The organism is Pseudomonas sp. PSB18 (genome assembly GCF_014596565.1).
Classification (GTDB): domain Bacteria; phylum Pseudomonadota; class Gammaproteobacteria; order Pseudomonadales; family Pseudomonadaceae; genus Aquipseudomonas.
In genome coordinates this window covers 90,983-114,677 of record NZ_NOIN01000005.1, presented here as the reverse complement: position 1 = coordinate 114,677, position 23,695 = coordinate 90,983, and the positions used below count along the sequence as shown (strand labels likewise).

The 23,695-nt window shown below is 62.7% G+C and carries 22 protein-coding genes; 14 read left to right on the top strand and 8 right to left on the bottom strand.

All coding sequences use genetic code 11. The features are described from left to right. Window positions 1–4: 4 nt before the first annotated feature. The 9 genes from CGA22_RS14070 to CGA22_RS14030 all read left to right on the top strand — a co-directional run bounded on the left by CGA22_RS14070 (window position 5) and on the right by CGA22_RS14030 (window position 9,265). Window positions 5–871 (top strand): alpha/beta fold hydrolase, encoded by an 867-nt coding sequence (locus CGA22_RS14070; RefSeq protein ID WP_041023085.1) that lies wholly within the window; start codon window positions 5–7, stop codon window positions 869–871. After that, window positions 871–2,478: a bifunctional 3-(3-hydroxy-phenyl)propionate/3-hydroxycinnamic acid hydroxylase gene (locus tag CGA22_RS14065; RefSeq protein ID WP_041023084.1), complete on the top strand. Its 1,608-nt coding sequence runs from the start codon at window positions 871–873 to the stop codon at window positions 2,476–2,478. The genes CGA22_RS14070 and CGA22_RS14065 overlap by 1 nt, the downstream gene beginning before the upstream one ends. Continuing rightward, window positions 2,475–3,254 (top strand): 2-keto-4-pentenoate hydratase, encoded by a 780-nt coding sequence (locus CGA22_RS14060; RefSeq protein ID WP_041023083.1) that lies wholly within the window; start codon window positions 2,475–2,477, stop codon window positions 3,252–3,254. Before CGA22_RS14065 ends, CGA22_RS14060 begins: the two co-directional genes overlap by 4 nt. A gap of 79 nt (window positions 3,255–3,333) precedes the next feature. Next, entirely contained in the window at window positions 3,334–4,275 is a 942-nt protein-coding gene (locus CGA22_RS14055; RefSeq protein ID WP_041023082.1) for a helix-turn-helix domain-containing protein, read from the top strand. Between the two features lie 230 nt (window positions 4,276–4,505). Continuing rightward, the gene (locus CGA22_RS14050) at window positions 4,506–5,174 is read left to right on the top strand and encodes a GntR family transcriptional regulator (RefSeq protein WP_041023081.1); all 669 of its coding nucleotides are present in this window, start codon (window positions 4,506–4,508) and stop codon (window positions 5,172–5,174) included. A 75-nt stretch (window positions 5,175–5,249) separates the two neighbouring features. Then, complete coding sequence (locus CGA22_RS14045; protein WP_041023080.1) at window positions 5,250–6,056, top strand: ABC transporter substrate-binding protein; 807 nt, start codon at window positions 5,250–5,252, stop codon at window positions 6,054–6,056. Between the two features lie 11 nt (window positions 6,057–6,067). Beyond that, the gene (locus CGA22_RS14040) at window positions 6,068–6,844 is read left to right on the top strand and encodes an amino acid ABC transporter permease (protein WP_188258625.1); all 777 of its coding nucleotides are present in this window, start codon (window positions 6,068–6,070) and stop codon (window positions 6,842–6,844) included. A gap of 2 nt (window positions 6,845–6,846) precedes the next feature. Beyond that, window positions 6,847–7,626 carry an amino acid ABC transporter ATP-binding protein gene (locus CGA22_RS14035; RefSeq protein WP_041024619.1) on the top strand — a complete coding sequence of 260 codons (780 nt, stop codon included), beginning with the start codon at window positions 6,847–6,849 and terminating at the stop codon, window positions 7,624–7,626. 28 nt (window positions 7,627–7,654) lie between these two features. Further along, on the top strand, window positions 7,655–9,265 hold the full coding sequence (locus CGA22_RS14030) for a gamma-glutamyltransferase family protein (protein ID WP_041024618.1): 1,611 nt from the start codon (window positions 7,655–7,657) through the stop codon (window positions 9,263–9,265). A gap of 29 nt (window positions 9,266–9,294) precedes the next feature. On the opposite strand, the gene CGA22_RS14025 is transcribed toward CGA22_RS14030, so the two are convergent. Together CGA22_RS14025 and CGA22_RS14020 are read right to left on the bottom strand one after the other, a co-directional pair. After that, complete coding sequence (locus tag CGA22_RS14025) at window positions 9,295–10,557, bottom strand: MFS transporter (protein WP_188258624.1); 1,263 nt, start codon at window positions 10,555–10,557, stop codon at window positions 9,295–9,297. 91 nt (window positions 10,558–10,648) lie between these two features. After that, window positions 10,649–11,851: an ROK family protein gene (locus CGA22_RS14020; protein WP_041024617.1), complete on the bottom strand. Its 1,203-nt coding sequence runs from the start codon at window positions 11,849–11,851 to the stop codon at window positions 10,649–10,651. A 198-nt stretch (window positions 11,852–12,049) separates the two neighbouring features. Here CGA22_RS14020 and CGA22_RS14015 point away from each other — a divergent pair, with 198 nt between their 5' ends. From CGA22_RS14015 to CGA22_RS14005, 3 genes are read left to right on the top strand one after another with little or no spacing between them, the layout of a single operon-like run. Continuing rightward, the gene (locus CGA22_RS14015; RefSeq protein WP_052435200.1) at window positions 12,050–13,453 is read left to right on the top strand and encodes an APC family permease; all 1,404 of its coding nucleotides are present in this window, start codon (window positions 12,050–12,052) and stop codon (window positions 13,451–13,453) included. A gap of 9 nt (window positions 13,454–13,462) precedes the next feature. Continuing rightward, the gene (locus tag CGA22_RS14010) at window positions 13,463–14,470 is read left to right on the top strand and encodes an ROK family protein (protein WP_041024616.1); all 1,008 of its coding nucleotides are present in this window, start codon (window positions 13,463–13,465) and stop codon (window positions 14,468–14,470) included. A gap of 20 nt (window positions 14,471–14,490) precedes the next feature. Further along, window positions 14,491–15,519, top strand: a complete 1,029-nt coding sequence (locus CGA22_RS14005) for an SIS domain-containing protein (RefSeq protein ID WP_041024615.1) — start codon at window positions 14,491–14,493, stop codon at window positions 15,517–15,519. A 74-nt stretch (window positions 15,520–15,593) separates the two neighbouring features. Here CGA22_RS14005 and CGA22_RS14000 read toward each other — a convergent pair whose 3' ends face one another. The 5 genes from CGA22_RS14000 to CGA22_RS13980 all read right to left on the bottom strand — a co-directional run bounded on the left by CGA22_RS14000 (window position 15,594) and on the right by CGA22_RS13980 (window position 20,609). Beyond that, window positions 15,594–16,535, bottom strand: a complete 942-nt coding sequence (locus CGA22_RS14000) for an alpha/beta hydrolase (protein ID WP_041024614.1) — start codon at window positions 16,533–16,535, stop codon at window positions 15,594–15,596. A 51-nt stretch (window positions 16,536–16,586) separates the two neighbouring features. Continuing rightward, window positions 16,587–17,594: a transketolase family protein gene (locus tag CGA22_RS13995; RefSeq protein WP_041024613.1), complete on the bottom strand. Its 1,008-nt coding sequence runs from the start codon at window positions 17,592–17,594 to the stop codon at window positions 16,587–16,589. Then, window positions 17,591–18,439: a transketolase gene (locus CGA22_RS13990; RefSeq protein ID WP_188258623.1), complete on the bottom strand. Its 849-nt coding sequence runs from the start codon at window positions 18,437–18,439 to the stop codon at window positions 17,591–17,593. Before CGA22_RS13990 ends, CGA22_RS13995 begins: the two co-directional genes overlap by 4 nt. Before the next feature lie 18 nt (window positions 18,440–18,457). Next, window positions 18,458–19,759, bottom strand: a complete 1,302-nt coding sequence (locus tag CGA22_RS13985; protein ID WP_041023563.1) for an MFS transporter — start codon at window positions 19,757–19,759, stop codon at window positions 18,458–18,460. Window positions 19,760–19,859: 100 nt separating this feature from the next. After that, the gene (locus tag CGA22_RS13980) at window positions 19,860–20,609 is read right to left on the bottom strand and encodes an SDR family NAD(P)-dependent oxidoreductase (RefSeq protein ID WP_041023562.1); all 750 of its coding nucleotides are present in this window, start codon (window positions 20,607–20,609) and stop codon (window positions 19,860–19,862) included. Window positions 20,610–20,798: 189 nt separating this feature from the next. Between CGA22_RS13980 and CGA22_RS13975 the strand changes: the two genes are divergently transcribed. Beyond that, window positions 20,799–21,716: a LysR substrate-binding domain-containing protein gene (locus CGA22_RS13975; protein WP_041023561.1), complete on the top strand. Its 918-nt coding sequence runs from the start codon at window positions 20,799–20,801 to the stop codon at window positions 21,714–21,716. A 78-nt stretch (window positions 21,717–21,794) separates the two neighbouring features. On the opposite strand, the gene CGA22_RS13970 is transcribed toward CGA22_RS13975, so the two are convergent. Beyond that, entirely contained in the window at window positions 21,795–22,646 is an 852-nt protein-coding gene (locus tag CGA22_RS13970) for an NmrA family NAD(P)-binding protein (RefSeq protein WP_041023560.1), read from the bottom strand. A gap of 110 nt (window positions 22,647–22,756) precedes the next feature. Here CGA22_RS13970 and CGA22_RS13965 point away from each other — a divergent pair, with 110 nt between their 5' ends. Then, the gene (locus tag CGA22_RS13965; RefSeq protein ID WP_041023559.1) at window positions 22,757–23,662 is read left to right on the top strand and encodes a LysR family transcriptional regulator; all 906 of its coding nucleotides are present in this window, start codon (window positions 22,757–22,759) and stop codon (window positions 23,660–23,662) included. Window positions 23,663–23,695: the final 33 nt, after the last annotated feature.

Sequence of the window (23,695 nt, the reverse complement as noted above, 5' to 3'; positions counted from 1 at the left end):
ACGAATGTCCGCAAACAGCCATTTCTTCAGCAATCGAACGGGGATGCGCCTGCACTATCTGTCCTGGGGCAGCCCGTCAGGCATCCCGGTGGTGCTGCTCCATGGGCTGCGATCCTACGCCCAGACCTGGCAATCCCTGGCCGATGCCTTGGGTGCGCCCTATTGTTGCTATGCCCTGGACCAGCGTGGCCGAGGGCACAGCGACTGGGCACCCGCCGACACCTATCGGACCGAGGCCTATGTCAGCGATCTGGAAGATCTGGTGGCGCACCTGGGGTTGCGGCGGTTCGTTCTGGTGGGCCATTCCCTCGGTGGCACCAATGCGCTGGAGTATGCACGGCTCAACCCCGGGCGGCTCCAGGCGCTGGTGATCGAGGACATCGGCCCCGGTTCCTCCATCAGCGGCGACGGTGCCGCGCGCATTCGCCGGGAAATGAGCGAAACGCCCCTGTGTTTCCCCGACTGGGAAAGTGCCGCTCAATTCTGGCAGCGGGCGCGTCCGGGGTTGTCCCAGGAGGCGCTGGCGTCCAGGTTGACGTATTCCATGAAGGAAACCCTCGAAGGCATCGAGTGGCGCCACGACCAGCAAGGCATTGCCCAGGCACGCCTGACTATCACGCCGACCGACCTGTGGCCGGCGGTGCGGGCGCTGGATTGCCCGACGCTGTTCATCCGGGGCGGGCGTTCCGACTTTCTGCCGGCGGCGACCCTGGAGGCGATGAAGGCCGCCAACCCGCTGGTGCACACCACGGAGATCGCCGACGCCAGTCACTACGTCCATGATGACCAAGGCAAAACCTTCAACCGTGTCGTCAGGGACTACTTGCACGGCCAACACCTACAACCACAACAACGAAGCGGTGAAGCGTGATGAAGCAGGACAAAACCCAGGTGGTCATCGTGGGCGGTGGCCCGAACGGGATCACCGCCGCGCATTACATGGGCCTGTACGGTATCGATTGCGTCGTCCTCGAACTGGCGGACGGCATCCTGCCGTACCCCCGCGCGGTGGGCATGGATGATGAGGCGTTGCGGGTGTTGCAGGGCATCGACATCGCCGAGTTGGCCAGCCGGGACATGATCTGCAACGTCCCCCTGCGTTACTACAACGCCCGCGGCGTGTGCTTTGCCGAAGTCAAACCGAGCACCGCCCACTATGGCTGGCCGATGCGCAATATTTTCATGCAGCAGTTGCTGGAAGGGACGTTACGCGAACAACTGGGCCGGCATCCTGGTGTCGAGCTGCGCCAGGGGCATGAAATGCTCGATCTGGAGCAGGACGGGCAAGGGGTGACGTTGCAAGTGCGCGACGCCCAGGGCGAGCTGTACCAGTTGCAGGCGCAGTACGTGATCGGCGCGGATGGCGGCCGTTCCAGCGTGCGCAAGAAGCTCGGCATCGAATTGCTGGGCCTGACCCATCCGCGCAAATGGGTGGTGGTCGATACGGCCAACGATACTCTGGACGCGCCCTATACGGCCTTACACGCCGATCCTCAACGGCCCTTCGTCTGCATCTACCTGCCGTACCAGCAACGCCGCTGGGAGTTCATGCTGCTGGAGGGCGAAGATGAAAACACGATGTGCGAGGAGACGACTATCCGTGGCTTGATCCGCGGGCACATCGGCAATGCCGCCGATGACCTGGAGATCATTCGCATACGCGCCTACACCCATAACTCCCGGGTTGCGGCGCGGTTTGTCGAAGGGCGCGTGGCCCTGGTGGGCGATGCGGCGCACATTTCTCCGCCGTGGGCCGGGCAGGGGCTCAACTCGGGGCTGCGGGACGTGGTGAACATTGCCTGGAAAATCGCCGCCATCATCCAGGGGCGTGCGTCGGCCTCGATACTTGCCAGTTACGACCAGGAACGGCGTGGGCACGCCACCGACCTCATTGCCTTGGCCGACAACATGGGCGCTGTATTGGGGCTGACCAATCCGCTGATGGCGGGTGTGCGGGACTGGCTGTTCCAGGCCGTCAACAGCGTCGACAACCTGCGCTCGCACTTGCTGGAATTCAAGTTCAAACCCAAGGCGACCATTACCAAGGGCCTGGTGCATCACGAACGGGCGGAACTGCACGAAGATGACCTGGTGGGGCAGTTGTTCATCCAGCCGACCATCGAAGATGAGCAAGGCCAGCGACGGCGCTTGGACGACGTGCTCGGACATTCCTATGCCGTGCTGGGCTATCGGGTCAATCCGAACGAGCCGCTCAGCGAAGAAACCCGTGCCTACTGGGCGCGCTGGAACACCCGCTTCATCCAGATCAATCGTTCCCGCAGCGGTAAGGGGCGTAACCAGCCGTTGTCCGCGAGCCAGGCGATTTGCGTCGAAGACGTCGACAACCGCTTGGGAGAGTGGTTTGCCAAGGTGCGGGACTGCGTCGTGGTGGTGCGGCCAGACCGTTTCGTTGCGGCGATTACCACCCCCGAGAGGCTGGAAGGCGTACTGCGCAAACTGGCGGAGCAACTCTCATGAAGCCATGGGATGAACTGCCAAGCCAGCTCCACCAGGCAACGTTGACGGCGCGGGCGCTGCTGCCGCTAGACCCACAGGCGTTCGACTTGCCGACGGGCTACGCCCTGCAGCGCGAAGCGTTGCGCCAGCGTCAGGCCCGCAGCGAGCAGTTGAGCGGATGGAAGGTGGCCTTCGCCGGTGGCGCCGCGCAGAAGCGGATGGGTATCCAGGAACCGGTGCTGGGTGCGTTGACCGACGCCATGGCCGTCGAGCCCGGCAGCTCGGTGGCCTTGGCGAACCTGATCCAGCCCAAGCTGGAGATCGAACTGGCGTGCTTCCTGGGGCGAACCCTGGCGCCGGGCGAGCACAGTGACGAGGCGATCCTGGCTTGCGTGTCCACGGTCGCGCCGGCCTTTGAGATCGCCGATTGTCGATGGCAGGGCTGGAGCTTCGGCATCGGGGCGTTTCTGGCCGACAACGCGGCGGCGGGGCTGTATTGCGTGGGCCCGCGTGTTGAACTCGAGCCGGGCCAGTTGCCCCACGTGAGCTATTGCCTGGAACGGGATGGGGTGGCCTGCGGTAACGGTGACACCCAAGCACGGGAGGATACGCCACAGGTCAATCTCTGTTGGTTGATCCGGCGATTGCTGGCGGACGGGCAGCGTCTCGAGGCGGGGCAGGTCGTACTGTCGGGTGCGTTGCTGCCGCCCATGGACATCCAGCCCGCGCAATACCGTTTGCACATGCTTGGCACGGAACTGGCTCTGGTTTTCCAGGCGGACGCTGGCGCTCCGTAAACCCTGCCGCTGTCATGGACGATCGAGCACCTTACGCACGGTCGGTCAATCGAAGACCGACCCTCGAGGAACACTGATCATGCTCGCCGAAGTCCGTACCTTCAATGATCCTCAACAGCATGCCGGTTCGATCCTGGGCTGGCAGCAGGTTTATGACCAACTCGGGCGCGGATGCCTGTCCAGCGAGCTGCAGCAGATTTGCGCCGAGCGTTTCCAGATCTTCCAGGAAGTGCTGGATAAGCGTGTGGTGCAGCGAGGCTCCGCGCCAAAAGGACGCCTGTGCATTGCCATGTCGCTGGGCAGCGCACCGGTGGTCCAGGGGCATCAGGTCGATGCTCACAACGTCGTACTGTTGCGCGACGGAGAGGATTTTGTCCTGCACGCCCCGGAAGGGACGCGTTTCTTCGCGATCAACGTCGACATGGTGCGTTTCGCCAAGCTGGCGGCCTATGAGCTGCCGGACGATCAGCTCAGACGCTTGAAAAGCGTGTCCCAGGTCAGCGTGGATGAAACGGTCCTGCTGCGCGTACAGCAGAGGATCCATCCGTTGTTTCGCCGCCTGCTGGAGCAGCCGGACGCGATCACCCCGGCCTCGGAAAAAATGCTCGAGGACGTGCTGCTCAACGCCTTCCTCGATCTGTTCAGCCATGCCTCGGACGAAGTGCGCAGTCGTCGTGGCAACGTTGCCGTCAGTGCTTACCTGGTCAAGCGTTGCCAGGAACTGGTGGGGGACAGCGGCGATACCTCACTGAGCATCCTCGATCTGTGCGAGCAGCTAAGGGTCAGTCGCAGAACCCTGCAGAACAGCTTCCAGGCCGTGACCGGGATGCGTCCGGTCGAATACCTGCGCAACCTGAGGCTCAATGCCGTAAGGCGGCGCTTGATCACGACCGAGGCCACCGCGCAGAACGTCGGCGAGATCGCCGTGGCCATGGGATTCTTTCATCTGAGCCATTTCGCCACCCACTACCGAGAGTTGTTCGGCGAATCACCCTCGGAAACCCCCAGGGCCAGAAGCTGAGTGCCCGGCGATGTTACCGGGCTACTGCTTTGCACATTAGTGGGCGCCCTCTGAGCCAATAAGTAGCACATCCGCACGGCTCAGCCGTGATACCTGAGTAGCCGTCGGTCCTGTCTGGCGATCCCATTCCCTCCAAATCAATCACTTGCATGGCCCGCAACGGTATTGGCACGCATTCTGCTTTTTTGAATCCATGGATAATTGGATACAAAAATACAAGGGATGCGGCCATGCAATTTGCTCCGTCTTACACTGAACGTCCCCCGGTGACCGCCGAGGAAGAGGCTTACAACTTCTTGCTGGAGGCCATCTGCGGTGGCCGGTTCCATAAGGGGGATCGACTGATCGCCGAGGACATCGCCAGCGAGATCGGCATGAGCCGGATGCCGGTGCGCGAGGCGTTCCGGCGCCTGGATGCCCAGGGCCTGGTCACGCTGCGGCCCAATCGCGGAGCCGTTGTCAGCGGCCTGGACATCGACGAACTGCAAGAAGTCTTCGAGATGCGCAGCGCCCTCGAAGGCCTGGCGATCCGGGTCGCGGTGGGGCGCATTGGCGATCGCCAGTTGGCCGCCCTGGAGCGGTTGCTGGACGAGATGGACGACTACCGCGACGAAAGCGCCGAGTGGGTCAGCCGTCATCGGGCCTTTCACGAATACCTGTGCAGCCTCAGCGGTCGCCCCAGGCTGCTGAAGCAGATCAGCGCCCTTTATTCCCTGGTGGAGGCGCCCATGCGCCTGTGGTTGCAGCACGTGGAGAAACCCATGAGCGCACGCGAGGAACACGTGGTGATCCTCGAAGCGATCCGCGCCGGTGACGCCGACAGAGCCGAGGCGGTGGTGCGGGCGCACATCGAAGGCACCATCCCTGAATTGATCGAGTTCCTGCAAGCGAAAAAATAAACAGAGCAGGCCTGAGCCTGTCCGTGTTCTGACTTTGAGTACTGCCCGTTACCCACTGAACTGGAGTGTCTGGTCATGCATAAGCCTCGCGTGTTGATAGCCGCAATATCCTTGGGATTCTGTGCACAGTGGGCGACCGCCGCCCCCGTGGTGCCGGAGCGCTTGATCAAGGCCGACAAACTGGTCTATTGCTCGGGCATGGACTCGCCGCCGCTGGTGTCCTTCGATGAGGCACAGAAACCCAAGGGATTGACCGTCGACCTGGGCCTGGAAATCGCCAAACGCCTGGACAACAAAAAGGTGGAATGGCGGGTCGTGCCGTTTTCCGGGTTGCTCCCCGCGTTGCTGGCCAAGCAGTGCGACATGATCGTCGACCAGCTCTTCGACAAGCCCGAACGCCGCGAAGTGATCGACATCGTCAACTACATGTACTCCAGCCAGGCGGTGGTGGTGCCCAAGGGCAATCCGAAGGCCATCAAGACGCTCCCGGATCTTTCCGCGCGCAAGGTGGCGGTGCTCAACGGCTCCACCATCAAGACCCTGCTCGACGCCGAGAATGAAAAGCTGACCAAGGCCGGCAAACCGGCGATGAAGCTGGTGGTCTACAACACCGATACCGATGCGTTCCAGGCGCTGCGCATCAGCCAGGTCGATGCCTATGGCACCACTGTGGAAACCGCCGGCTATTACGCCGCCATGGCCCCCGACCTGTTCGAGGAAGGGGTGCCGGCCTTCAGCCGGATTCTCACCGGTATCGGCATTCGCAAGGACGATCCGCAATTGAGCGCGGCAGTGCAGCAGGTGATCGGCGACATGCGCGGCGACGGCAGCTACAGCCAGTTGCTCAACAAATGGCATGTCGCCGGCGACACTCTCGATTGAGGTAAGCGTTGATGAATTTCAATTGGGATGTGTTCTGGCAGTACCTGCTGCAGCCCAGTGGGGTCTACCTCACCGGGCTCTGGCTGACCTGCCTGATCAGCGTGCTGGCGATGTTGCTGGGCTGCGCCCTGGGCCTGGCGGCGGCGCTGTTGCGGCTGTCGAAGAATCCGTTGCTGCACCTGCCGGTGCGCTTCTATGTGTGGCTGATGCGCGGCACGCCATTGCTGGTGCAGATTGTCTTTCTCTACACCGCGCTGGCCGCCGGCGGGATCTTTCGCTTCGAAGACATTGATCTGTTCGGCCTGGTGATCCCCGGCAATATCCAGGCGGCGATCATCGCCCTGGGCCTCAACGAAGGCGCCTACATGGCGGAGATCATCCGCGCCGGCATCGGCGCGGTCGACAAGGGCCAGTATGAGGCCGGGCGCTCCCTGGGCATGACCTTCGCCAAGCTGATGCGCCGGATCATTCTGCCCCAGGCATTCCGGGTGATCGTGCCGCCGCTGGGCAACGAGTTTAACGTGATGCTCAAGAACACCACCCTGGTCAGCGTGATTGGCGTCCAGGAACTGCTGCTCAGCACCCAGATGGTGACATCGGCAACGTTCCGGGTGTTCGAGCTGTACCTGGTGGTGGCGATCTACTTCCTGCTGCTGACCACCCTCTGGGGCTTCTTCCAGCGCTGGCTGGAAGCCCGTTTCGGTCAATCGGACCGTCCGTCTTCGCCACCGCCAGCGGCCACGCGGATGTTCGGCCGCAGCACCCTGAAATTGCTGAGGGAACGTTAACTATGGCGCACAAAAGTGAAGAACTGATCATCGAAGCGCTGGACGTTCACAAGTCCTTCGGCGAGTTGCAGATCCTCAAGGGCATATCCCTGCAGGTTCGCCGCGGCGAGGTGGTGGTGCTGATCGGGGCCTCCGGGTCCGGCAAGACCACGTTCATCCGCTGCATCAACCTGCTGGAAGATATCCAGGGCGGGCGCATCCGTGTCAATGGCCAGGCCATGGGTTACCGGGAACGGGCCGATGGCAGCCTGGTGCGTGATTCGGAGCGCAACATCGCCCGCCAGCGCCGGGACATCGGCATGGTGTTCCAACGCTTCAACCTGTTTCCCCACATGACCGCCCTGGAGAACATCATCGAGGCGCCGATCCAGGTCCTCGGGATGCCGCGCGCCGCTGCGCTGGAACAGGCCCGCAGCCTGCTCGCCAGGGTCGGCCTGGCGGACAAGGCCAGCCATTATCCCTCCATGCTCTCCGGCGGACAGCAACAGCGCGTGGCGATAGCCCGGGCGTTGGCGATGAAGCCTCAGGCGATGCTGTTCGACGAGCCTACCAGCGCCCTCGACCCGGAAACCGTGGGCGAGGTGCTGGAAGTGATGAAGGAGCTGGCGGAAGAGGGCATGACCATGGTGGTGGTGACCCACGAAATGGGTTTTGCCCGGGAAGTGGCCGACCGTGTGGTGGTCCTGGACCAGGGCGAGCTGATCGAGCAAGGGCCGCCGGAGCAGATTTTCAGCCACCCCAGCCACCCGCGTACCCGGGCCTTTCTCAGTCGCGTGCTCTGACTCGTTTTGTCTGTGAAGAGAGTTTGTCATGTTGAAATTTTCTGCTCACGAGTACCCGTATCCGTCGCAACGCCAGAGCGTCTTTGCCCGGCGCGGCATGGTCGCGGCCTCTCAGCCCCTGGCCGCACAGGCGGGTATCGAAATCATGCAAAAGGGCGGTAACGCCATCGATGCCGCCATCGCTACGGCGGCGGCGCTGACCGTGGTGGAGCCCACCGGCTGTGGCATCGGCGGTGACGCCTTCGCCTTGGTCTGGTGCAAGGGGCAGTTGCACGGCCTCAATGGCAACGGCCATGCCCCGGTGTCCCTGAGCGTCGAAGCGGTGCAGGCCGCCGGCCATGAACGGATGCCGATCTACGGCTGGACGCCGGTGACGGTGCCCGGTTGTCCATCGGCCTGGGCCGAACTGTCACAACGCTTCGGCAAGCTGCCCTTTGCCGATCTGCTGCAACCGGCGATCAGCCTGGCGCGGGGTGGATTCGCGGTGTCGCCAGTGGTCGCTCATCAATGGCAGATCGCGGTGAAGGAGTTCACGCCCCATCGCGACCCGGTGCTGGATGCCTGGTTCGATACCTTCCTGATCGAAGGGCGCGCGCCACGGGCCGGGGAGATCTTCCGCAACCCCGCCCAGGCCCGCACCCTTGAAGAACTCGCCGCCACCCGTTGCGAAAGCCTCTATCGCGGAGCCCTGGCCGAGCGCCTGGATGCCCATTCCCGCGCCACCGGCGGCTACCTGCGCAGCACCGACCTCAAGGACTATCGCGCTCAGTGGGTGGAGCCGATCCACGTCAACTACCGAGGCATCGATGTCTGGGAAATCCCACCGAGCGGGCAGGGCCTGGTGGCCTTGATGGCGCTGAACATCCTTGAGGGTTTCAGTTTCGATCACCGCGACAGCCAGCAGACCTGGCATCGCCAACTGGAAGCGATGAAGCTGGCCTACAGCGACGGCCTGCACTACATCACCGATCCACGGCACATGCGCGTGGCGGTGGCCGATCTGCTGAGTGACGACTACAGTGCCCGACGCCGTGGGCAGATAGGCGAACAGGCCCAGCTACCCGCGCCCGGCGATCCCCATGCCAGCGGTACGGTGTACCTGGCGACCGCCGACGAAGAAGGCAACATGGTTTCGTTCATCCAGAGCAACTACCACGGTTTCGGCTCCGGGGTGGTGCTGCCCCACAGCGGTATCGCCCTGCAGAACCGCGGGCAGGAGTTCAGCCTCGACCCGACGCACGCCAACTGCCTCGCGCCGGGCAAGAAGACCTTTCACACCATCATCCCCGGTTTCCTCACCCAGAACGGCCAGGCCCTGGGGCCTTTCGGCGTCATGGGCGGCTACATGCAGCCCCAGGGGCACGTGCAAATGGTCATGAACCTGGTGGACTTCGGCCTGAACCCCCAGGCGGCCCTGGACGCGCCGCGCTGGCAGTGGCTGGGCGGGATGAAGGTCGGCATCGAGCACGGCGCGTCACCGGACCTGGTCAACGCCCTGGCGCGCCGCGGCCATGAAGTGCAGGTCAGCAGCGACCTGACCGACTACGGTCGCGGACAGATCATCCTCCGCGATCCGGTCAGTGGTGTGTTGTGCGGCGGGACCGAGCCTCGGGCGGATTCGCATATTGCGGTCTGGTAACCCGGGGGCGGGAAGTGATATCGGGTTGATCAGGTGGCAGTCGTCGTGGCGGCTTCTGCCGCCAGTTCTTTCGCACCGGTCGAGTGATGCCGGGTCTCCGGCATCGCCAGCAACAGCAGCAGGAACGCCACCCCGGCGACCGCCGCCAGGGTGACAAAAGCCGCATCGTAGCCGGCACTGTGGACCACCCATCCCGCCAGGCCAGGGCTGAGTGCCGCACCCAGGCCGAACACGGCGGACAAGGCCCCCAGGCTGACATTGAAACGCCCGGTGCCTTGGGTCAGGTCCTTGACCACCACGGGAAACAACGCGCCGAAGATACCGGCGCCGACGCCGTCGAGTAATTGCACCGCCACCAGCCAGTAGGGGTCGTTGGAGACCACGTACAGGAGCCCGCGCAGGGGCAGGATCAGGAAGCCGGCCAGTAGCAGCGGCTTGCGCCCCCATTGGTCGGCCTTGGCGCCGACCAGGATCGCCATCGGTACCATCACCAGCTGTGCGGCGACGATACAGGCAGAGGTCAGTGGCGTGGCCATCTGCAGGTTGACCAGCGCCAGCTTCTGGCTGACCAGCGGCAGCATGGCGGCGTTTGCCAGGTGAAACAGTGCGCAGCAGACCGCGAACAAGCGCAGGGGCCGGTTGCTCAACAACACGCTGAGCCCGGACGGATGCCCATGGCCGCCCGCCAACGCCGGGGTAAAACCGCGGGCCACGTCATGGTCGATGGCATTGGCCGAGACCAGGCTGGCGGCAATGATGCTGCCCACCGTCATGACCGCCATCAGATAAAACACCGCCACCGGCCCGAACAGATAGGCGAAACCGCCGGCCAGCAGCGCCGAGCAGGCATTGCCGGCATGGTTGAAGGTTTCGTTGCGCCCGGTGCGGCGGGTGAAGGCCTGTGGGCCGGTGATGCCCAGGGAAATGGCGGCGATGGCCGGGGCGAACACGGAGCCAGCAATGGCGCTGACGGTCTGGGTCAGGGCGACCAGGGTGAGGGCACTCATCCATGGCAGCAGCAGACAGCTGCCGGTCACCAGCAGTGCGGCGACAATGATCACTGTCCGTTTCGCGTGTGTGCGGTCGAGCAGCGCGCCCGCCGGGGCCTGGGCCAGCAGCGCAGCGACACCGGCGAGGGTCATCACCAGGCCGATACTGGCCGGGTTCCACTTGTGCACCGCCAGCAAATAGATCGCCAGATAAGGACCCAGGCCGTCACGCACGTCCGCGAGGAAAAAATTGAGGCTATCCAGCGACAGCTCGTTGCGACGGTTCTTGACGGAAGTATCCAAGTGCGCAGTCTCGATAGGGCAGGAAGACGTGGGGCATTGTGTCAGCTCCCAGCTCCTTCGCGATGAATTCCTGCCCGCTCTTTGCCCGGGATTACAGGGGCATCTTCAGCAACGCCTCATAATCGGGGCTGATTTCCGCCAGGATCATCAGGGCCGCGGCCCCGACCGCAACGGCATCGGGGCCGGCGGAGCCCAGTTGCACGCGAGGATACTGGCGATCCGCGCGACTGCTGATGGAGCGACTCAGGGGCTCGAGCCTGCGGATCAGTTCCTTCAGCAGCGCTTCGGGCAGGAAACCGCTGATCAGGATGGTCTGCGGGTCGAGCAAGGATTCCAGAATGTTGATGGCCTGGCGCAAGGCTGGGGCCGCTTCGTCAAGCCAGGCGTCGATGGCGGCGCTGACATGGGGATCGTCCATGTCCTCTGCCGACAGGTTCTGATCGGTGTCGCGGCCCAGGTGTTCCATCAGCGCCGCGATGGAAATGTAGCGTTCCAGGCAACCCTGGTTGCCGCAGGAGCAGGCCTTGCCATTGGCAATCACGGTCATGTGGCCGATTTCGCCGGCGTTGTGCCAATGGCCGGCATACAGGCGATTTCCCAGGTACATGCCGGCGCCCAGGCCGCTGCCGATGAACAGGTGGACGAAGTTCTGCACTTCGCTGGCGAGGCCGTGCAGGCGTTCACCCATGGCGGCGCAGGTCGCATCGTTCTCGATCAATACCGGCATGCCAGCCAATGGCTGAAAACGCTGGGCGATGTCCGGCCCATCCCAGCCCGACAGCGCTGTCGGGCCCACCGAGGTAATGCCTTCGACGTTGAATGGGCCGGGCAGGGCGATACCGGCGCCGATGAAACGGCCGCGGGGACGCTGTCGGCGGAAGTCTTCGATGACCTGCAGGATCAGTGGGAGAGCCTGATCGTAGGTCGGGTAACGGACCGGCAGGGTCACTTGGGCAAGGGTCTCGCCCAGCAGGTTGAGCAGCACGCCGATGATGCAGTGTTGCTCGACATGAAAACCGATGGAGAAGCCGCCTTCTGGGTTGATCGAGAGCGGCACCGCCGGCTGGCCCCGCGCACCTTTTTCCGGCGTATGGGCGAGCAGCATGCCTTCGCTTTGCAGCTCGCTGACGATGTTGGACACCGTCTGTGCCGTAAGCGAAGTCAGGCGTGTCAGGTCGGCACGGGTCAGGCGTCCGGCCAGGCGAACCGCTTCGAGGATCACCCGACGGTTGTGCTGACGGGAGTGTTCGGCGTTGGTGCCGGTGGTGGTCATGGGGCTGCTGGTGGTTTTCATCGGCGAATCATCGCGGCTGGGTATTAATTAAATCAAGTTGAATTAATATCTCCGCTGTGATTTTCTAGTGCTGCCCCGGCTCATGGCGGGGGCGATGCCCAATAACAATAAGGTCCATGCGACAGACGCCAGTTGCTGGCATGCATGACTTCAAAGCCTGCCCCAACCGCACTGTCCATCCACACGAGGTCGTCATCGATGAATGCGCCAATTCCCGCCGGGCAAAGTACGTCGGCTATCCGTCGCAAAATAGGTTTGTTTCCCGCTGTCACGCTCAACATGAGTCAGATGTGCGGCGTGGGTCCGTTCATCACCATTCCGGCGATGATCGTCGCCATGGGCGGGCCCCAGGCGTATCTCGGCTGGATTTTCGGCGCGCTGCTGGCGCTCTGCGATGGCCTGGTATGGGCCGAACTCGGTGCGTCTTTGCCGGGGGCGGGCGGTACCTATGTGTATCTGCGCGAAGCCTTTGGCAAGCGCACCGGCAAGCTGTTTCCGTTTCTGTTCGTATGGACGGCGATGCTGTTCATTCCGTTGATCATGTCCACCGGCATCATCGGTTTCGTCCAGTACCTGAGCTGGTTCTGGCCGCAGATGAGCCAGACGGCGGGCAACGTCATCGGCCTGGTGCTGATCTGGGCCATCGTCCTGTTGCTGTGGCGCAAGATCGAATCGATTGCCCGGCTCAGTATCGTCCTGTGGGTCATCATGCTGGTCAGCATCGGCGCCTTGATCGTGGCCTCGCTTTCGCACTTCCATGCCGACCTGGCGTTCAGCTTTCCCGAAGGCGCGTTCAACCTGGTCGACAGCGGCTTCTGGTTCGGCATGGCCGGCGGCCTGACCATCGGCATTTATGACTACCTGGGCTACAACACCTCGGCGTACCTGGCCGGGGAAGTCGAACAGCCCGGCCGCGTGATCCCGAAATCCATCGTCCTGTCGATCCTGGGCATTCTGTGCATCTACCTGTTGATGCAAGTGGGCGTACTGGGGGTCGTGGATTGGCACCGCATGCTCGATCCGGACTCGGCGGCGTACAAGTCGGTGGCCTCGGTGGTGCTCAGTGAGACCTGGGGCGAAACGGCTGCCGCGGTCGTCACCGTGCTGATCCTGATCACCGCGGTGGCGTCGGTGTTCGCCGGTTTGCTGGGTGGTTCCCGGGTGCCGTTCGAGGCGGCGAACGACAAGGTCTTCTTCGGCGTATTCAGCAAGACTCACCCCAAGCACCAGTTCCCCACCTACGGCATCCTGAGCATGGGCGTGCTGACCTCCGCCGGCTTCATGATCGGCCGCTTGACCGACCTCACCACGTTGATCCAGTTGCTCACCACTGTGATGATCCTGGTGCAGTCGCTCTCGCAGATCGTGGCCTTGTTCGTATTGCGCAAGACCAAGCCGCACCTGGCCCGGCCTTACAAAATGTGGCTTTACCCGGTGCCTGCGGTGATCGCCTTGCTGGGCTGGGTCTACATCTATTTCGCCTCCAATCACAACGCTCCCGGCGCTTACCCGATCCAGTGGTCGCTGGTGTGGGTGGTCGTGGGTGCCGTGGTGTTCCTGTTATGGGCGCGGATGCAAAAGCTCTGGCCGTTCGAGAAGTGAGACTTGTCCATGTACCAGCCGTTTGAATCATCCAGCCGCGACGTACCCCGGCAGGGGTTGCTGCTGGCTATCGACGTGGGGGGCACCAAGACCCACGTCGCCTGTTACGACATCGCCAGTGGGCAGTTGCGCAGTGACATCGTCGCGACCCATGCCGACGGCCTTCACGGCGTCGCCGCGCTGGAGCGTATCCTCGATACGGCGCGGGCCTGTGCCGAGGCTTTCCAAGGCGCTCCGCTGCTCAGCGTCGCCGCGGTGTTCCCCGGGGTCATCCGCGGCCACACCTTGCTCATGGCCCCGAACACGCCCGGGCTGGATGGGCTGGACCTGCACGAGCTGATCGTTCGTGGGCTCGGATGCCCCTCGGTGTTGCTGGACAATGACGTCAAGGCCGGTGCCCTGGCGGAAGCCCGCTGGGGGGCGTTGCAGGGCATCGACAATGCCATCTACCTGAACCTGGGCACCGGGCTGTCGGCGGCGGCCATCGTCAATGGACGGTTGCTGCGTGGACACAATGGCGCGGCGATGGAAATCGGCTACCTGTTGTCGCCGTTTCTCGACAGCGAAGACCCGGCCAGATGGCGCACCCACGCCGAGGGCGCCGCGCCGTTGGAAGAGCTGTTTTCCGGCACCGCGCTGGGCGAGCTTGCCCGGCAGTTGCTCGGTGAAGGTCATCAGGCGCTGGATCTTTTTTCCAGTGGCGATGCGGTGGTGCGCCGTGCACTGCGCGAACGTATTACGGCCTGCGCGGTGCAGGTGGCCAACGTCGCCGTTGCCCTGGATGTGGAGTGCATCGCCATTGGCGGTGGACTGTACCGCCAGGCCAGCCTCCTGGAACCGCTCATCAAGGATTTGATCGGCCGGATCGTACCGTTCGCGCCCCACGTGGTGGCGGCCCGGTTTGCCCAGGACGCACCGCTGTGGGGAGCCCTGAGCATGGCCATGGACGCCGCTCACCTTGAGCAGATCGATCAGCGAGTGATCGCTGCCACGCTTGAACCTGTGGTCATCCCTTGAATCGGTCTCTGGAGAAATTGATGTCGTTGATGCATATCGAAACCCTGTCCATACCGGACATTCTCCAGCGCATGCTGGAGGATGATCACGCCCTCCAGGCGCTTGCGCAGACATTGGCTGCGAACGTTCCCGACTTGATGATCACCGTGGCGCGGGGCAGTTCGGATCATGCCGCTGCCTACTTCGGACATGCGCTGATGAGCCAAGTGGGTGTGCCGTGCCTGTCCATCCCGTTGTCCCTGGTCAGCCTGCAACGAGCGCCATTGCGCCTGAAAAATGCCTGGGTGGCGGCGTTCTCTCAATCCGGCAAAAGCCCCGACCTGATCGACAGCGTTGAACGGCTCCAGCAACTGGGGGCGAGAACTGCAGCCTTCGTCAACACACCGGCATCTCCCTTGGCGGAAGTCTGCGACACGTCGATGCTGTTGCCCGCCGGCCTCGAACAGAGCGTGGCAGCGACGAAGAGCTTTGTCGCCATGCTGATGGCCGGCGTTCAGCTGACAGCGAACCTGGCGGCCTCATTGACGAACGACCGCGCATTGATGGATGCATTACCGTCGTTGCCGGGCCAGATGCGGGCTGCCGCCGGACATGATTGGTCCAGGGCGGTGGCCTTGCTCACCACGGCCGACAAGATGCTGGTCATCGGCCGCGGCAGTGCGTTGCCGATTGCCCAGGAAGCCGCCCTCAAGCTCAAGGAAACCTCCGGAATCCAGGCCGAAGCGTTTTCCAGCGCGGAGGTGCGTCATGGGCCGATGGAGATCATCGAGCCGGGCTATCCCGTGTTGGTGTTCGCCCCCAGTGGACCCGAGCAGGCCGGCACGCTGACGTTCGTCGATGACATGCGCAAACGTGGCGCAAACGTGCTGGTTGTCGCGCCGTCGGGCACGGCTGGGGTCGACCTTGCAAGCGAGCCCACCGGACACTCGATGCTGGAGCCGTTCACCATGATCCAGGGGTTCTACCTGATGGCTGCCCGACTGGCCGAGTCTCGGGGGCGGGATCCTGACCAGCCGCGGTTCTTGAAGAAAGTGACCGAGACGCGGTAAGGCGGGGCGTGGCGGTGCCTCTCGGGAGGATCAGAGGCGCCGGCTTGTCACGATAGAAACAATGATGGATTTCATCAGGCACACATCCTCCTGATCGCCGATACCACGTCTGCATGACATCGGTCTGTGAGCACTCCCGGGTACAGGTCGAACAGATGGGGTACGCCGGGATACACGTGGAGCTCCACCGGGACGCCAGAGCGCGAAAGCTTGAGCGCGAAATCCACGTCTTCCTCCAGGAACAGGTCCAGTGCACCGACGCTGATGAAGCTGGGTGGCAGGCCCTGCAGGTCGGGCGCAAGGGCCGGCGAGAACAGCGGCGCGCTTTCATCGTCGAGGACATATGAACCTTGCATGCATTGCCAGCAGAACTGATTGGCTTGCCTCCCCCAACCTGTTTTTCCTGTCGTGGGATTATCGGCAGGCGCGCTCGATGAGCCTGTTCGATGATCGAGCATCGGGTAGACGAGTACCAGGCCGGCAATGGAATGCTGCTGTCTGTCCCGCACGGCAATCGCCAGGGCAGCGGCAAGTCCGGCCCCGGCGCTGTGCCCCATGACCACCAATCTGTTGATGTCCAGGCCAAGGAGCTTGCTGTTGCGCGCCATCCATTCCAGGACGGTGTAGCAGTCCTCCAGAGGGGCAGGGAAGGGATGCTCCGGCGCGAGCCGATAATCCACCGCCACTATCACCATCTTCAGCCTGTTGGCGAGGTCGGCCAGGTAGTCGTCGGCCATTTCAGGGCATCCCAGGACAAAACCGCCGCCGTGGATGTACAGGAGGGGCGCCAGGACTTGATGTCCAGCGGTCGAGTCGGGGCGGTACAGGCACATGCGAACACCTGGAAGCCCTGGCGAGTCAGTTGTCCATTTGATTTCACAGCGTGCGGCGTGCGGTGATTTATAGCCGCGGCTGACCCGTTGTCTGATGTCAGCAAGCGTGTCGAGCGTCCAGGGGCTGGACGGTTCGTCAAGCAAGAATCGATATGAAGGGTCCAGCAGCTCGGCAGCATCCATTTGTCACTCCTTGGGAAGTGGGGGGCAGCCAACCCCCCCCGGTTTCAGCGGCTACAACCAGCTTTTGATTTGCGCGCAGACTGCCTCGGTCGAAATACCATAGCGATCGTGCAGCGTCGGCAGTGCGCCCGCATCCAGAAACGCATCGGGCAGTGCGATCTGCCGGAAAGTCGGCGTGACACTGTTGCGCAGCAATACCGTCGCTACCGCTTCGCCCAGACCGCCAATGATCGAGTGGTTTTCGGCGGTGACCACCAGGCGTCCGGATTTGCGGGCCTCGGCGAGAATAGCGTGCTCGTCCAGCGGTTTGATGGTCGGGACGTGGAGCACGGCGACATCGACGCCATCTGCCTGAAGCTGTTGTGCAGCCTCCAACGAGCGCATGGTCATCAGGCCGGTGGAGATGATCAGCACATCCTTGCCGGTGCGCAGGGTCTTGGCCTTGCCGATTTCGAATTGGTAGCCGTACTCGTCGAGTACCAACGGCACGTTGCCGCGCAACAGGCGCATGTACACCGGCCCGTTGTGTGCGGCGATGGCCGGCACGGCCTGTTCGATTTCCAGGGCGTCGCACGGGTCAATGATCATCAGGTTAGGCATGGCGCGGAAGATCGCCAGGTCGTCGGTGGCCTGGTGGCTTGGACCGTACCCGGTGGTCAGGCCGGGCAACCCGCAGACGATCTTGACGTTCAGGTTTTCTTCGGCAATGGCCATGCAGATGAAGTCATAGGCGCGGCGTGAAGCGAACACGGCGTAGGTGGTGGCAAAGGGTACGCAGCCTTCGCGGGCCATACCCGCGGCGGCGCTCATCAGCAGTTGTTCGGCCATGCCCATCTGGTAGAAGCGATCCGGGTGGGCCTTGGCGAAGATGTGCAGATCGGTGTATTTCGACAGGTCAGCCGACAACCCGACGATGTCCGAGCGTTGCTCGGCCAAGGCGGCCAGTGCGTGGCCGAACGGCGCGGAGCGGGTCGCCTGACCTTCGGAGGCAATCGAGGCGATCATGGCCGATGTCGTCAGTCGTTTCTTGCCGCTCGAAGGGGTATTCACACTGCTCATACGGTTCTCCCGACCTTCAGGTTGCTCAATGCCAGATCCCATTCGTTTTCGTCGACGCGGATGAAGTGGGTCTTTTCACGGGTTTCGAGGAAGTCCACGCCCTTGCCCATCTTGGTGTCGCAGATGATGACGCGAGGCTGAGCTCTCTGATGGCTGCGCGCGGCGTCGAATGCATCCACCAACGCGGTGATATCGTTGCCATCCACCCGTTGGGTGAACCAGCCAAACGCCTGCCAGCGGTCAACGATGGGTTCGAACGCCAGCACCTCGCTGGAGTGGCCGTCGGCCTGCTGGTTATTGACGTCGATGATTGCGATCAGGTTGTCGAGCTTCCAATGCGAGGCCGACATCGCGGCTTCCCAGGTCGAGCCTTCATTGAGCTCGCCATCGGACAGCAGGTTGTAGACGAATGAGTCCGATTGTTTGCGTTTGAGCCCCAGGCAGGCACCCACTGCGATGCCCAGGCCATGACCGAGGGAACCACCGGTGATTTCCATGCCGGGGGTGTACGCCGCCATGCCCGACATCGGCAGGCGGCTGTCGTCCGAGCCATAGGTTTCCAGCTCATCGAGGGGGATGATGCCGGCCTCGATCAGCGCGGCGTACAGCGCAATCGCGTAGTGCCCGATGGACAGGTAGAAGCGGTCGCGCTCCTCCCATTCGGGGTTCTGTGGCTGATAGCGCAGCGCGTGGAAATAGGACACGGCCAGAAGGTCGGCAGCGCCCAGGGCCTGGCCGACATAGCCCTGGCCCTGAACCTGGCCCATGCGCAGTGCATGGCGGCGGATGTTATGGGCGCGATCTGCCAGAGCCGATAGCGGCGTGGTGGGGACGGTAACAGTCATGGTGACGACTCCAGGAACTTAACGATTGACCGAGGCGGCCGGGATTCGCAGTACCAGACAGGCGCCGATGCACAGCACGCCGGTAATCAGGTACATGCCGATAGCGCTCGAGCCGGTTGTGGTGGTGATCCAGCCAATCAGGTACGGCGAACAGAACCCGGCCAGATTGGCAAAGCTGTTGATGCCGGCGATGCCCGCCGCTGCGGATACACCGCCGAGCAGCGTCGTGGGCAGCATCCAGAACAGGGATGACGCGGACAGCACGCCGGCCGCTGCCAGGCACAGGCTCAGCACCGAGAGCAGCAGATTGCCGCCCAGCAGGGCCGCCAGCGTCAGGCCGATGGCGCCGGCGATCATCGGTGCAACCAGATGCCAGCGACGCTCACGGTACTTGTCGCCGCTGCGGCCCATCAGCAGCATCGCGGCGATGGCGCAGATGTAGGGCAGGCTGGTGAGCAGGCCGATGTGCAAGGGATCGGACACCCCGGCGTTGCGAATCAGCGTCGGCAGCCAGAAGGTGATTGCGTACTGGCCCATGACCACGCAAAAGTAGATGCACGCCAGCAACCAGAGGCGCCGGTCACGGATGAATTCCCGTGGTGAAGCATGGGTGACCTTGCGGCTGTTGTCCTCGGCGAGCTCCTTGTTGACCAGTGCCTTTTCATCATCGTTCAACCAGGTGGCCTGATGCACGCCGTCCTTCAGGTAGGACAGCACCAACAAGCCGACGATCACGGTCGGAATGGCTTCGATGACGAACATCCACTGCCAGCCGCTCCAGCCATGGAAGCCGGCGAACTGATTCATGATCCAGCCCGACAGTGGGCCGCCGATCATGCCGGACAGCGGAATGGCGATGAACCACAGGACCGTCATTTTGGCCCGGCGATAGGATGGGAACCAATAGGTCAGGTAAAGCAGCAGGCCGGGGGCCAGGCCTGCTTCGGCGATGCCCAGCAGAAAGCGCAGGGTGTAGAACTGCCAGGCCGTCTCGACGAAGGCGAAGAGGGCGGAGATGATTCCCCAGGAGATCATGATCCGGGCAATCCAGCGGCGAGCGCCGACCTTGTGCAGGATCAAGTTGCTGGGTACTTCGCAGAGGAAGTAGCCGAGAAAGAACATCCCGGCTCCCAGTCCGTAGACGGTTTCACTGAGGGACAGGTCGCTCATCATCTGGAGTTTGGCGAACCCCACATTGACCCGATCCAGATAGGCGCACAGATAGCACAGCATCAAAAAGGGCATCAGGCGCCAGGCCGTCTTGCGGTAGGCATTGGAGCGCACGGTCGAAACCGCGTCGAGCGTCAGGGTGGTCATCATGATGGTCTGATCTCTTGTTTTTATAGACCGCCAGGCGTTACCGCCCGGCGCATCATCGATCCAGAACAGCGCAGGCCATTGCCGACCCGCGTGCGTGTCATCAGTGAATCAGCATGCCGCCGTTGACATCCAGCGTAACGCCTGTGAGGTAGGACGAGAGGTCGCTGGCCAGGAACAGCGCGGCGTTGGCCACGTCCTGGGCGGCACCCAGGCGACCCAGGGGAATGCCTTCGATGATCGCGTGGCGTCGTTCATCCTGCATCAGGCCACCCGTGATGTCGGTATGGATCAAGCCTGGTGCGATCGAGTTCACCCTGATCTGGTCCGGACCGAACTCACGGGCCATGGCCTTGCCCAGTCCCAGGACGCCCGCCTTGGCGGCGCTGTAATGCGGGCCACCAAAGATGCCGCCACCCCGTTGGGCCGAGACCGACGACATGCAGACAATGCTGCCCGACGATTGAGCGCGCATGATGGGGATCACGGCCTGGGACATCAGCAGCGTGCCACGCAGGCTGACGTCGAGCACTCTGTCGTAATCGCCAGGGCGGATGTCGAGGGTCTTGAGGGGTTGGGTGATACCGGCGTTGTTGACCAGCACGTCGATACGGCCGAAATGTTCGATGATTTGGGCGACGGCCTGTTTGACCTGGGCTTCGTCGGCGACGTTGGCCGCCAGGCCCAGGTGGCCTTCGCCCAGGGCCGCTGCCGCGTCGCGGGCAGCGGATTCATCCAGATCCAGGATCACGACACGTGCGCCGTGGTGGGCGAAGGTCACGGCGGTGGCCCGACCGATGCCGCGTTCCGATGCAGCGCCGGTGATGATTGCGATTTTGCCTTGAAGCAACATGAGCGGTTCCTCTGATTGTTCTTATGGTTCGATGGGTGATCGATGATTCAGAGTGTGCCGAGCAGGAGGGGTGAGCAATAACGCAAACTTCACTGGTCGATGAAAAAAATTCAGCTCTCGTCAAAGCCAGCCTCAGATGGTTGAATGCAGTGACGTCCAGAAACCCTAAGAAAACCGCGCGGAGCATTCATGCGCCATGACGACAATGCGCCAGCGAACCTGCCACCGCTGAGAGCTATTCAGGCCTTCGAGCAGACCGCTCGTTTTGGCAACCTGGCCAGGGCTGCCGAAGTCCTCGACCTGACGCCCTCGGCAATCAGTCATCAATTGGCGAAACTGGAAGCGATGATCGGTCGCCAACTGTTCGTTCGCGCTGCCCGTGGCGTAACCCTTACCCCCGTCGGCGAGCAGTACCTCAAGGACATTTCCGGGCTGTTGCACAGCCTGGAAGTGGCGACGGAGCGGGCCTCCAGCGACATCAGCCTCGACTGCCTGAGGCTTCACTCGGCGCCCAGCTTCGGCTTGCTATGGTTGATGCCGCGCCTGGAGGCGTTTCGCCTGAGCCATCCGGATATCCAGATCAATCTGTCGTGTTCGTATGAGTCGCTGCATTTCAGCCGGGACAAGATCGACGTCGACATCCGCCACGGCCAGCCGAACTGGCCGAGCTACGAGGTCCGAACCGTGCGCAACGAGACCTTCGCGGTCCTGGCGGCCCCGGTATTGCTCGCACGGCACCGGGTCATCAGCGCGGCGGATCTGTTGGAAAGGGATCTGATCCTCTCCGAGGCCACGCTGCTCAAATGGCCTGAGTGGTTTGCGCAACACGGTCTGGCACGACCGGAAAAACCCTACGCATTGAGTTTCGACCGTTCATACATGACGCTGGAAGCCGCGAGCCACGGCCTGGGATTTGCCCTGGAGAGCACGCTGCTGGCGCAGAAATACCTCGTCAGCGGTGCGCTGGTCGAAGTCGCGCCTCAGACGTTGAGTGCCCCGGTCGCGGCGCATCATCTGGTGTTTCCAAAAGCCCACTCCGGCTTTCCCAGGGTGCGGCGGTTCCTGGAGTGGATGGAGAGTGAGCTGGGGCACGGCTTTGTGTTTTGACGGGTGAGACCGCTCGCAGACGGTCAGTTCCTTTGAACGAAGTACCGTGGAAACCGGCCATATCCGCGCGTTCGGCCATCAGCGGGCAAGCAATCCTGCCAGCACCTCCTTCAGGCCGGTGTGCCCTTTGCGAGGGAGACCTTCGAATCGAATCCAGCCTTCATTGAAACCGTTGAGCATCTGAATCCTGGGTAGCGGGTTGTTCATGCCTTGGGAACGGAACAGCGACTCCCAGGTGTCGCCGGGCACGACTTCCATGCTCACCGGTTTGCCCAGCAGTTCCGAAAGCGCGGCGGCGATGTCGTTGTGCGTTACAGGATCTTCGTATTCCAGCTCGACAATGCGTTTGCCTTGCCAGTCCTCTTGCAACAACTGCGCGCTCACTCGACCTACGTCGGCCGTCGCGATCATGGGAACCGGCTTGTCCAGCGGGTGGAGAAAGCTTGGGATCACACCGCTGTGCCTGGCGGGTTCGATGTCCCAGAGGCTGTTTTCCATGAACCAGGCCGGTCGCAGGAACGTGACGGGCAGTTCCAGCGTGCTGAGGCTCTGCTCCAGCAGTTGCAACTGGTTCAGCAGGTTGGGCTGACGAGCCTGTGCGCCGATGGACGAAATGCACACGACCTTTGCAGGTCGAGCGGTGGCGAGTGCCGCGCGCAGGTTCTCAATGATTCGGCGGGTTTCTTCAAAGCCCTCGGAAGGGTCGAAATTGGGCGGCAGCAGGATGAACACGCCAGTGCTGGCACTGAACGCAGCGGTCAGCGCGTTGACGTCATTGGCGTCGGCCACCGCGACGTCGCAACCTTTTTCCGCCCAGGCCTGACCTTTTTCGAGATCACGCACCACCACCTTGACGCGCTGACGGGCAGCCAACAAGGCGCGTGCAACTTCAGCGCCGACCTGACCTGTCACACCCATGACCGTGTACATATGCCGTCCTCATTCAGAGCGACCCGATGTCGCTGTCGTTGAATTATTGCGGCGCGGCAAAGCTTCTTCGATATCATCAATGTCATCAGTTTGATGCTGGGGAATCATTAATGAGCTTCGATGGACGCTTGGTCAGCGGAATGGGGGTGTTGTCGGCCGTGGTGGAGACCGGGAGTTTCGTCAGGGCCGCCGATGCGCTGGACATGACCCAGTCCGGGGTCAGCCGCGCGGTTGCACGCCTGGAGGCGCGGCTCGGCATCCGGCTGTTCGACCGCACCACCCGTTCCGTGAAACTGACCGATGAGGGGCGGCGCCTGTATGAGGAGATTGCGCCGTTGCTGACAAGCCTGGAGGAGGCCGCGACGCTCGCTTCAGGCAGTGCCACGGCCGTACGTGGACGGTTGAGAGTCAACGTCGATCCGTATTTCTCCCGACTGATCCTGGCACCGGCCCTCGGCGGTTTCATGGCAACCTATCCCGCCATCGAGTTGGATCTGGTGACGCGCGAGCAGTTGGGCGATCTGATTGCAGACGGGATGGACCTGGCCGTGCGCTTCGGTGAGCCGCCGTCATCTTCATTGATCGGGAGGCAGTTGCTGCAAACCCGTGTCCTGACCGTTGCTTCTCCGGCCTACCTGAAAAAGCATGGTCGACCGCTTCATCCGACCGAACTGGAAAGCGCCGGGCATGTATGTGTCGATTTTCGCAACCCGCAAACCGGCAGGGCCTTCCCGTGGGAATTCCACCGTGGCGCCGAGCGGCTCAAGGTCAAGACCCATAGTCGGCTGATGGTCAACGACGTAGGCACGATGCATCGGATCTGCGAAGAAGGCCAAGCCGTTGCCCAGGTTTTGGCGTTGGGTATGGAGCCCGCTTTGCGGGCGGGCACACTGGTCGAGCTGTTCCCGGACTGGCCGGACGAGTACTTTCCACTGTACGCCTTGTACCCCTCGCGGCATCTCCCTCCGGCCAAGGTCCGTGCGTTCCTGGAGTTCGTGGTCGCGCTCAGTCGTTAGACGGATTGCGCTCCTGCGATTGGATGCTGCCGC

Bases quoted from the DNA above. Each gene is read 5' to 3' on its own strand.
- CGA22_RS14015 (WP_052435200.1), top strand. From the start codon at position 12,050: ATGAATGCGCCAATTCCCGCCGGGCAAAGTACGTCGGCTATCCGTCGC.
- CGA22_RS13985 (WP_041023563.1), bottom strand. From the start codon at position 19,759: ATGATGACCACCCTGACGCTCGACGCGGTTTCGACCGTGCGCTCCAAT.
- CGA22_RS14020 (WP_041024617.1), bottom strand. From the start codon at position 11,851: ATGAAAACCACCAGCAGCCCCATGACCACCACCGGCACCAACGCCGAA.
- CGA22_RS14010 (WP_041024616.1), top strand. From the start codon at position 13,463: ATGTACCAGCCGTTTGAATCATCCAGCCGCGACGTACCCCGGCAGGGG.
- CGA22_RS14070 (WP_041023085.1), top strand. From the start codon at position 5: ATGTCCGCAAACAGCCATTTCTTCAGCAATCGAACGGGGATGCGCCTG.
- CGA22_RS14045 (WP_041023080.1), top strand. From the start codon at position 5,250: ATGCATAAGCCTCGCGTGTTGATAGCCGCAATATCCTTGGGATTCTGT.
- CGA22_RS13995 (WP_041024613.1), bottom strand. From the start codon at position 17,594: ATGAGCAGTGTGAATACCCCTTCGAGCGGCAAGAAACGACTGACGACA.
- CGA22_RS14000 (WP_041024614.1), bottom strand. From the start codon at position 16,535: ATGGATGCTGCCGAGCTGCTGGACCCTTCATATCGATTCTTGCTTGAC.
- CGA22_RS13965 (WP_041023559.1), top strand. From the start codon at position 22,757: ATGAGCTTCGATGGACGCTTGGTCAGCGGAATGGGGGTGTTGTCGGCC.
- CGA22_RS13975 (WP_041023561.1), top strand. From the start codon at position 20,799: ATGCGCCATGACGACAATGCGCCAGCGAACCTGCCACCGCTGAGAGCT.
- CGA22_RS14060 (WP_041023083.1), top strand. From the start codon at position 2,475: ATGAAGCCATGGGATGAACTGCCAAGCCAGCTCCACCAGGCAACGTTG.
- CGA22_RS13980 (WP_041023562.1), bottom strand. From the start codon at position 20,609: ATGTTGCTTCAAGGCAAAATCGCAATCATCACCGGCGCTGCATCGGAA.
- CGA22_RS14040 (WP_188258625.1), top strand. From the start codon at position 6,068: ATGAATTTCAATTGGGATGTGTTCTGGCAGTACCTGCTGCAGCCCAGT.
- CGA22_RS14065 (WP_041023084.1), top strand. From the start codon at position 871: ATGAAGCAGGACAAAACCCAGGTGGTCATCGTGGGCGGTGGCCCGAAC.
- CGA22_RS14050 (WP_041023081.1), top strand. From the start codon at position 4,506: ATGCAATTTGCTCCGTCTTACACTGAACGTCCCCCGGTGACCGCCGAG.
- CGA22_RS14055 (WP_041023082.1), top strand. From the start codon at position 3,334: ATGCTCGCCGAAGTCCGTACCTTCAATGATCCTCAACAGCATGCCGGT.
- CGA22_RS14030 (WP_041024618.1), top strand. From the start codon at position 7,655: ATGTTGAAATTTTCTGCTCACGAGTACCCGTATCCGTCGCAACGCCAG.
- CGA22_RS14035 (WP_041024619.1), top strand. From the start codon at position 6,847: ATGGCGCACAAAAGTGAAGAACTGATCATCGAAGCGCTGGACGTTCAC.
- CGA22_RS13970 (WP_041023560.1), bottom strand. From the start codon at position 22,646: ATGTACACGGTCATGGGTGTGACAGGTCAGGTCGGCGCTGAAGTTGCA.
- CGA22_RS13990 (WP_188258623.1), bottom strand. From the start codon at position 18,439: ATGACTGTTACCGTCCCCACCACGCCGCTATCGGCTCTGGCAGATCGC.
- CGA22_RS14005 (WP_041024615.1), top strand. From the start codon at position 14,491: ATGTCGTTGATGCATATCGAAACCCTGTCCATACCGGACATTCTCCAG.